This window comes from Selenomonadales bacterium (genome assembly GCA_017442105.1).
GTDB lineage: Bacteria > Bacillota > Negativicutes > RGIG982 > RGIG982 > RGIG982.
The window spans coordinates 1-5873 of sequence record JAFSAX010000218.1; the positions used below are offsets into that span (position 1 = coordinate 1).

Consider the following 5873-nt stretch of genomic DNA (forward strand, 5'->3'; position numbering starts at 1 on the left):
CCATCGCCTTTGAAAAAGGAAATGAGTGATGGCAGTAAGAGATAGTCCTTTTTCAAGAGCGATGCAGTTTCTTTGTAACTTTCTTTGCTGACAAAGAAAGTTAAAGAGAAGGGAAGAGCTAACTAGTGCGAAAAGAAGGCTTTGCGATTTCGATACGCAAGACCGAACATACAAAAAAGAGACCGCCTTTCGGTAGTCTCTTTCTTTATTTCTCGCGCAGGCGTTCTTCCTTATTTCTCGCGCAGGCGTTCCCTTTACCTTATATCCTCCCCTACGAATGTTATCCCAATCTCAGCTTCGAAGGTGCGGTTCCACGGGAAGGTGATGTTGATGTCGTTGATGTCGAGGAAGGATAGGTTTTGATCGGCGAAGGCGAGGAGTTTATGCTCGCTGACGGCGATGAGGCGCGGGCGGATCGGTTTGATATTGACGTCGGTGGCTTTGCCTTTCGTATGAGCGATGATGTCATTTTGGATAGACTGGCGAACGTTTGCCTGATATCCCCAGTCTTCGAGATAACGGGTCGCAAGAAGGCGTGTGCGTTCGGTGTCGTTTGCTTTGTTCATAAGGATGCTCTGTGCGATGACGAAGCCGATGGTGTTGTCGGCTGTGTTCCAGCCGCCGTAGGCGTAGAGTTTATCGAGTATCTTGCGTTCGGCGAGGTGTTTCATCAGACCGTTGTCGGCTCCGTTGGCATATCGGATGTCGGCGAGTATGACTTTTTTACCGCAGGCGAGTTCTTGTTCTATCATGTCGGCAAGCTCGCGGTGGGCGTCGGTGATGGTGCCGTCGTTTTCTTTCCATGCGGCTTCATACGTGCGTCCGTAACGGTCGGTGTTGACGGCGAGTATGATGTCGGCACGGTCTGTGCTCGTGGGGTAAGCACCTGCGGCAAAGAGATGTGAGCTGATGGATTCGGCGCAAGGTACGTCAGAGTAGGTGGGGATGGTATTGCCGCCGATGCCGGGTGCGTAGACGGTGGCGATACGCGGGATGTCCCATGAGATGTCGCTGATGGCGCGTGTTACCATGACGAGGCCGAGTTCATCGACGCCGGGGACGGAGGTGTAGCGGCTTTTGCCGAGGCCTGCGCTTTTGTCGTCGATCTTACGGCAGTCACGACGTGTCTGCGAGTAGGGGGCGTTGTCGTCACGACCGACGATGAGGTATTTGAAGCTGCCTTCGTGTGCGAGTTCGACGAGCCGCAGGGTGGCGGAGAGGTTTTTGGCGCGGCGGCCGAGCCAGTCGGTGAGGTATTCTTCGGGGATCTCTTGCGCGAGTTTTTCCAGTCTTTTTTCTTCGTTGCGAGTAATGATACGTGATTCTTGTTTGTCAAGAAGGGCGGTGTATTCGAATATCTTCGGTCCGTAGGTTTCGTAGTAGGCAGGTTCGACACCGCCTTCGGAGGCGCGCGGACTGCGCATGACGGAGGCGAATACGTAGGTCGTCATGCCGTTGTGATAGTCTTTGAGTGTGCGGAAGTTGTCGACGCGGCGGTTGATGGTGTTTTGATCGAGGTCATGCTTGCGCGAGGCGACAAGACTGCCGTAGATGAGTGCGTCTGCGGAAACGACGACGGCATCGGCACGTTTGATGTTTTGGTGAAGCCATGCCCACAGTGCGTCGGGGTTGCCCGGTGAGGTGCGGTTTCCGAGAAGATGGGCGGGCGGTGTGATCATCGTGATGCCTGCCGCTTCAGCCGAGGCGACTGTCTGCGAAAAAGAGATCGGACGGTCGTCTTGCGGGATATAGACGATGCGCTTGGCTTCGGCATCAGCCGCGCCGAGCCATATAAATAGGCAGATGAATATGGCAAATAGTCGTTTTATCATAAGAAATGCCTCCTTGTGCGGAGATGGTCATAATGTGATATCAGGCTTGCGCTTTATGATCATATCGCGAGTTAAAATGATTGCAAGGGCTTGCGGTGTGTTTCGCTTCGCTAGTCATGCGTCAGCATGAACAGCGAAGCGGGATAGTTTGCGAAGCAAAATATCTTACGTTGATTATATCACAAATATAGCGATATGTCCGATGGGAAAATGAGGGGAGAGGCAAACGAAAAAGGCGCACCAAGCGGTGTGCCTTTTTTGTTTTAACTTATTCTTTTGTACGGCAGACGAGTTTGAAGAGTGCTTGTGTGCCTTCGTCTTCGAGGCCTTCGCGTGCGAGCTGATTGTAGAGCTGTTTCGCAAGGGTAAGACCGGGGAGACTGAGGCCTGCTTCTTCGGCAGATTCGATAGCGATGCCCATGTCTTTGATGAAGTGTTTGATATAGAAGCCGGGTGCGAAGTCGCCGCGGATCATGCGCGGTGCGAGGTTCGTAAGCGACCAGCTTCCTGCGGCACCTGTTGCGATGGAATCGAGTACGTGGGTCGGGTCGAGGCCGACTTGTTTTGCGTAGGCGATGGCTTCGGATACGCCCATCATGTTGCCTGCGATGGCGATCTGATTGGCCATTTTGGTGTATTGGCCTGCGCCTGCACCGCCCTGGTGCTGGATGTTTTTGCCGAGGAGCTCAAACAGCGGACGCATTTCTTCGAAGGCGTCTTTGTCTGCGCCTACCATGATGGAGAGCGTGCCTTCACGTGCGCCGATGTCGCCGCCCGATACGGGTGCGTCCATGGCGAAGATGCCTTGGTCTTTGGCTGTATGATAGATCTTTTTCGCGAGTGCGGGGCTGGAGGTCGTCATGTCGATAAGGTAAGCACCCTCTTGTGCGTTGGCAAGAAGACCGTTGGCGTTGAAGTATACTTCTTCTACGTCTTTCGGATAGCCGACCATTGTGATGACGATGTCGGATGCTTTTGCTACTTCGCCGGGGGTGTCTTTCCAGATGGCACCGTCTGCGATGAGGTCTTCTGCTTTTTCACGTGTGCGGTTGTAGACGCATACGGTGATGCCTGCTTTCATAAGGTTCGATGCCATCGAGCGTCCCATGACGCCTGTGCCGACGAAACCGACGACTTTTTCTGCGAGATTATCCATATGAACACGTCCTTTTTCTGATTATCAGTCAAGTTTATGTTATGCGCGATATGCGCCGATGATTTCTCCGTAGTAGATGGTGTGTACGTCACCGCTAGAGTACCAACGGTCACGCATACTTTCGTCGAGGAGTGCGAGGTCCATTTCTTGTTTGTAGAGGGTCTTGCACTCGAAGTGGAGCGGACAGCCGCCGATGAACGGCGTGGAGAGCTTCGCGGGCGGAAGAAGGGTAAGACCTGCTTCGGCGATCTTATCTGTATCGCGGCCGCTTTTTGCACCGCAGAGCTTGACGGCATCGGCGAGTGCGCCTTCGGGAAGGCTGACGGTGAATTCGCCTGCCGCGTCGATCATGGTCTTTGTATGACGGGACTCGCGTACCATGACGGTGAAGACGGGCTTGCCCCACATGTAGGAGATGGCACCCCAGCCGATGGTCATGGTGTTGACTTTGTCGTTTGCTTTTGTTGTGAGAAATGCGCCTTGCGAGAGGCTGGTGAGCGCTTCGCGTGCGTATTCGTTATAGGAAATGGGATTCATGCTATGTCCTCCTTGTTATCATAACAATATATATTCGCGATTGTCTGACAATTTCCTTTTATTTTGTATCACAAATATTTTTTGTCTGCATAGTCTGGATAAAAAGGAGGAATGATGGTGGGGCGTGACGGTCTGAGTGAGGCGGTCTTTTCGTGGGCGGTGGTCGCATTTTGCGTGTTGGTGCTGCTCTCTCTGGTGAGCAGGTATCTCTTTTTCTTCGGGCTTGGCGTAGCGGCAGGGCTTCTTATTGCGTATGAATTGGCGTACCGCTGGATAGGCTGTTTGTTATAGAAAGTGTGCGGCGCGGTCGTACGGGCACCGTGTATATCGGCGGTATTGGCAGGAGTGCGCGCAGGCGAGGGAGAAGTAGTAAGGGACAGACGATGAAGGAGTTGGCTTTGGTGGCAGAGGACAGAGGTGTGGGCTTGGCATTGGCGGAGGATTATTTTACGGCGGCGGTCGTTTTGCCGCTTGTGATGACACGTGAGGGACTTGCGCTTTTATTTGAGGTGCGCGCTTCTACGCTTCGCCGTCAGCCGAATGAGATATGTTTTCCCGGCGGAAAGGTCGAGTGCGGAGAAGATGCGCTCGGCGCCGCGCTTCGCGAGGGGGCGGAGGAGATCGGCTGGCAGAAAGATAAGATGACGCTCGTCGGTGCGCTCGATTATATCATCACGCCGAGCCGTGCGCGTATCTATCCGTTCGTCGTGACGGTATCGGATTGGGAGAAGATGCACCTGTCGGCAGGCGAGGTCGCGGAAGTATTTACCGTACCTGTGCGCTTCTTTTTGGAAACCGAGCCGAGCGAGTGCGAGATGGAGCTGGCGACGCGGGCGGGCAAGGGGTTTCCGCTGGACAAGATACCGTTCGCGAGTGAAACGTATCGGACGAAGCGCAGTTACCGCGTGCGCTGGTATGAGTACGACGGGCGCGTCATATGGGGGCTGACTGCGAATATTCTCTTAGCATTCGTGCGCGCCGTGCGTGAAGGACGTGTGCGACTTCCCGAATAAAAAAGATACCCGATGGGCTTGCGTGCCTGTCGGGTATTTTTTTGATATCGTTATGCTGTTTTTCGTGCGTAGATGATGATGGCACTAAGAACGAGGACAAGCCCTGCCGCGCGAAGGAGCGTGAATGGTTCGTCGACAACGACGATGCCGAGCATGGTTGCAACGAGCGGAGAGAGCGCGCAGAAGATGCCTGCCGTTTCTGCCGAGCAGTAGCTTTGCGCGAGCGGTTGGAGCGTGAAGCCGAACGCGGAGCAGACGACAGCCAGATAGAGGAGGCATTCATAGGTCAGTGCTTCCTGCGGAACGGACGGCGACTCGAACAAAAAAGCACCTATCATCGACAGTACGCCCATCGTCAGTACTTGCAGAAAACCGACCGTCAGCGGTTCGGCATCGGGTGCCAGTCGTGATGTCGCGACGATGCTCATCGCATAGAGGAGGGCGGCGAGCAGCATCAGCCATTCGCCGAAGGAAAGACTGAGCCCTGCACCTGTCCACGACATACATACCACACCGCCGAGCGCGAGAAGCGAGCAGACGACCGCACGCCCGTCGGGAAGCCTTCGCGCAAGGATCGCCGTGAGGATAGGCACCATCACGATCGCCGTGTTTTCAAGAATGGACGCGACTGACGTATCCGTCGTCAAAAGCCCCATCAGTTCTGCCACCATCGTCAGGAAAAAGAGCGAGCCGATGATGATGCCTGCCCGTGCGTCGCGCATCGTCGTGCGCTTTAGGCGAGAGATCATGAACGGAAGCAGTACCGTACACGCTAAAAGCGAGCGGTATCCGAGAAGCGTCAGCGGTGCAAGCTCCAGCATACAAAATTTCGAAAACAGATACCCCGTCGCACGTGCCGCGATAAGCGAAGCCAGCAGAATGACTGCCGTGCGCGAGGAAAGCGTAAGATTCATGGGAAGATTCCTTTCGTTGGTAGATAATAAGGATAGTATAGCATAGGAAAGGAGGGGAGAAAAGAGCCGTAGCCTCCAAGCTATATACATTACAAGATATGCTCTCTCCCTCCGTCACGGACAAGCCGTGCCACCTCCCTCATCAGAGGGAGGCATTAGAGTATGAGGAAGATATTTTTACCGTTCTAAACCTTAGCAGTAAACTAGCATCGGTGTGTCACGCTTTTTGAAGCGGTGCAGTCCGTTATAGCGTAGGCTAGGGTCCGCTTCAACAGCGTGCGCCTTTTTTGTTACTTATTGGAGAAGTATCCAAGAAGCAAGTCCGAAGGGCGATGCTGATTGGTTAATACTTCCCATGCGATAGCGACCCAAGAAGCACACCGTTAGGGAGTGCTGATTGGTCAGTCGCGAACCGCTGGGG

The 5873-nt window shown here is 54.0% G+C and carries 6 protein-coding genes; 2 read left to right on the forward strand and 4 right to left on the reverse strand.

The window, feature by feature from the left end:
• Nucleotides 1-254 precede the first annotated feature (254 nt).
• From IJN28_08295 to IJN28_08305, 3 genes are all read right to left on the reverse strand, one after another.
• Nucleotides 255-1832: a DUF4127 family protein gene (locus IJN28_08295; protein MBQ6713768.1), complete on the reverse strand. Its 1578-nt coding sequence runs from the start codon at nucleotides 1830-1832 to the stop codon at nucleotides 255-257.
• 268 nt (nucleotides 1833-2100) lie between these two features.
• Nucleotides 2101-2988 carry an NAD(P)-dependent oxidoreductase gene (locus IJN28_08300; GenBank protein ID MBQ6713769.1) on the reverse strand — a complete coding sequence of 296 codons (888 nt, stop codon included), beginning with the start codon at nucleotides 2986-2988 and terminating at the stop codon, nucleotides 2101-2103.
• A gap of 39 nt (nucleotides 2989-3027) precedes the next feature.
• A complete protein-coding gene (locus tag IJN28_08305; protein ID MBQ6713770.1) occupies nucleotides 3028-3525 on the reverse strand; it encodes a flavin reductase family protein in 498 nt (165 codons plus the stop codon).
• 111 nt (nucleotides 3526-3636) lie between these two features.
• Here IJN28_08305 and IJN28_08310 point away from each other — a divergent pair, with 111 nt between their 5' ends.
• Nucleotides 3637-3816, forward strand: coding sequence for a hypothetical protein (locus IJN28_08310; GenBank protein ID MBQ6713771.1), 180 nt, complete (start codon nucleotides 3637-3639; stop codon nucleotides 3814-3816).
• A 110-nt stretch (nucleotides 3817-3926) separates the two neighbouring features.
• On the forward strand, nucleotides 3927-4538 hold the full coding sequence (locus IJN28_08315) for a CoA pyrophosphatase (GenBank protein ID MBQ6713772.1): 612 nt from the start codon (nucleotides 3927-3929) through the stop codon (nucleotides 4536-4538).
• Nucleotides 4539-4588: 50 nt separating this feature from the next.
• Here the strand turns inward: IJN28_08315 and IJN28_08320 are convergent, their stop codons facing one another.
• Complete coding sequence (locus IJN28_08320; GenBank protein ID MBQ6713773.1) at nucleotides 4589-5452, reverse strand: DMT family transporter; 864 nt, start codon at nucleotides 5450-5452, stop codon at nucleotides 4589-4591.
• Between the last annotated feature and the right edge of the window lie 421 nt (nucleotides 5453-5873).

Coding starts and splice junctions, on each gene's coding strand:
- IJN28_08295 (MBQ6713768.1), bottom strand. CDS start 1,832: ATGATAAAACGACTATTTGCCATATTCATCTGCCTATTTATATGGCTC.
- IJN28_08300 (MBQ6713769.1), bottom strand. CDS start 2,988: ATGGATAATCTCGCAGAAAAAGTCGTCGGTTTCGTCGGCACAGGCGTC.
- IJN28_08305 (MBQ6713770.1), bottom strand. CDS start 3,525: ATGAATCCCATTTCCTATAACGAATACGCACGCGAAGCGCTCACCAGC.
- IJN28_08310 (MBQ6713771.1), top strand. CDS start 3,637: ATGATGGTGGGGCGTGACGGTCTGAGTGAGGCGGTCTTTTCGTGGGCG.
- IJN28_08320 (MBQ6713773.1), bottom strand. CDS start 5,452: ATGAATCTTACGCTTTCCTCGCGCACGGCAGTCATTCTGCTGGCTTCG.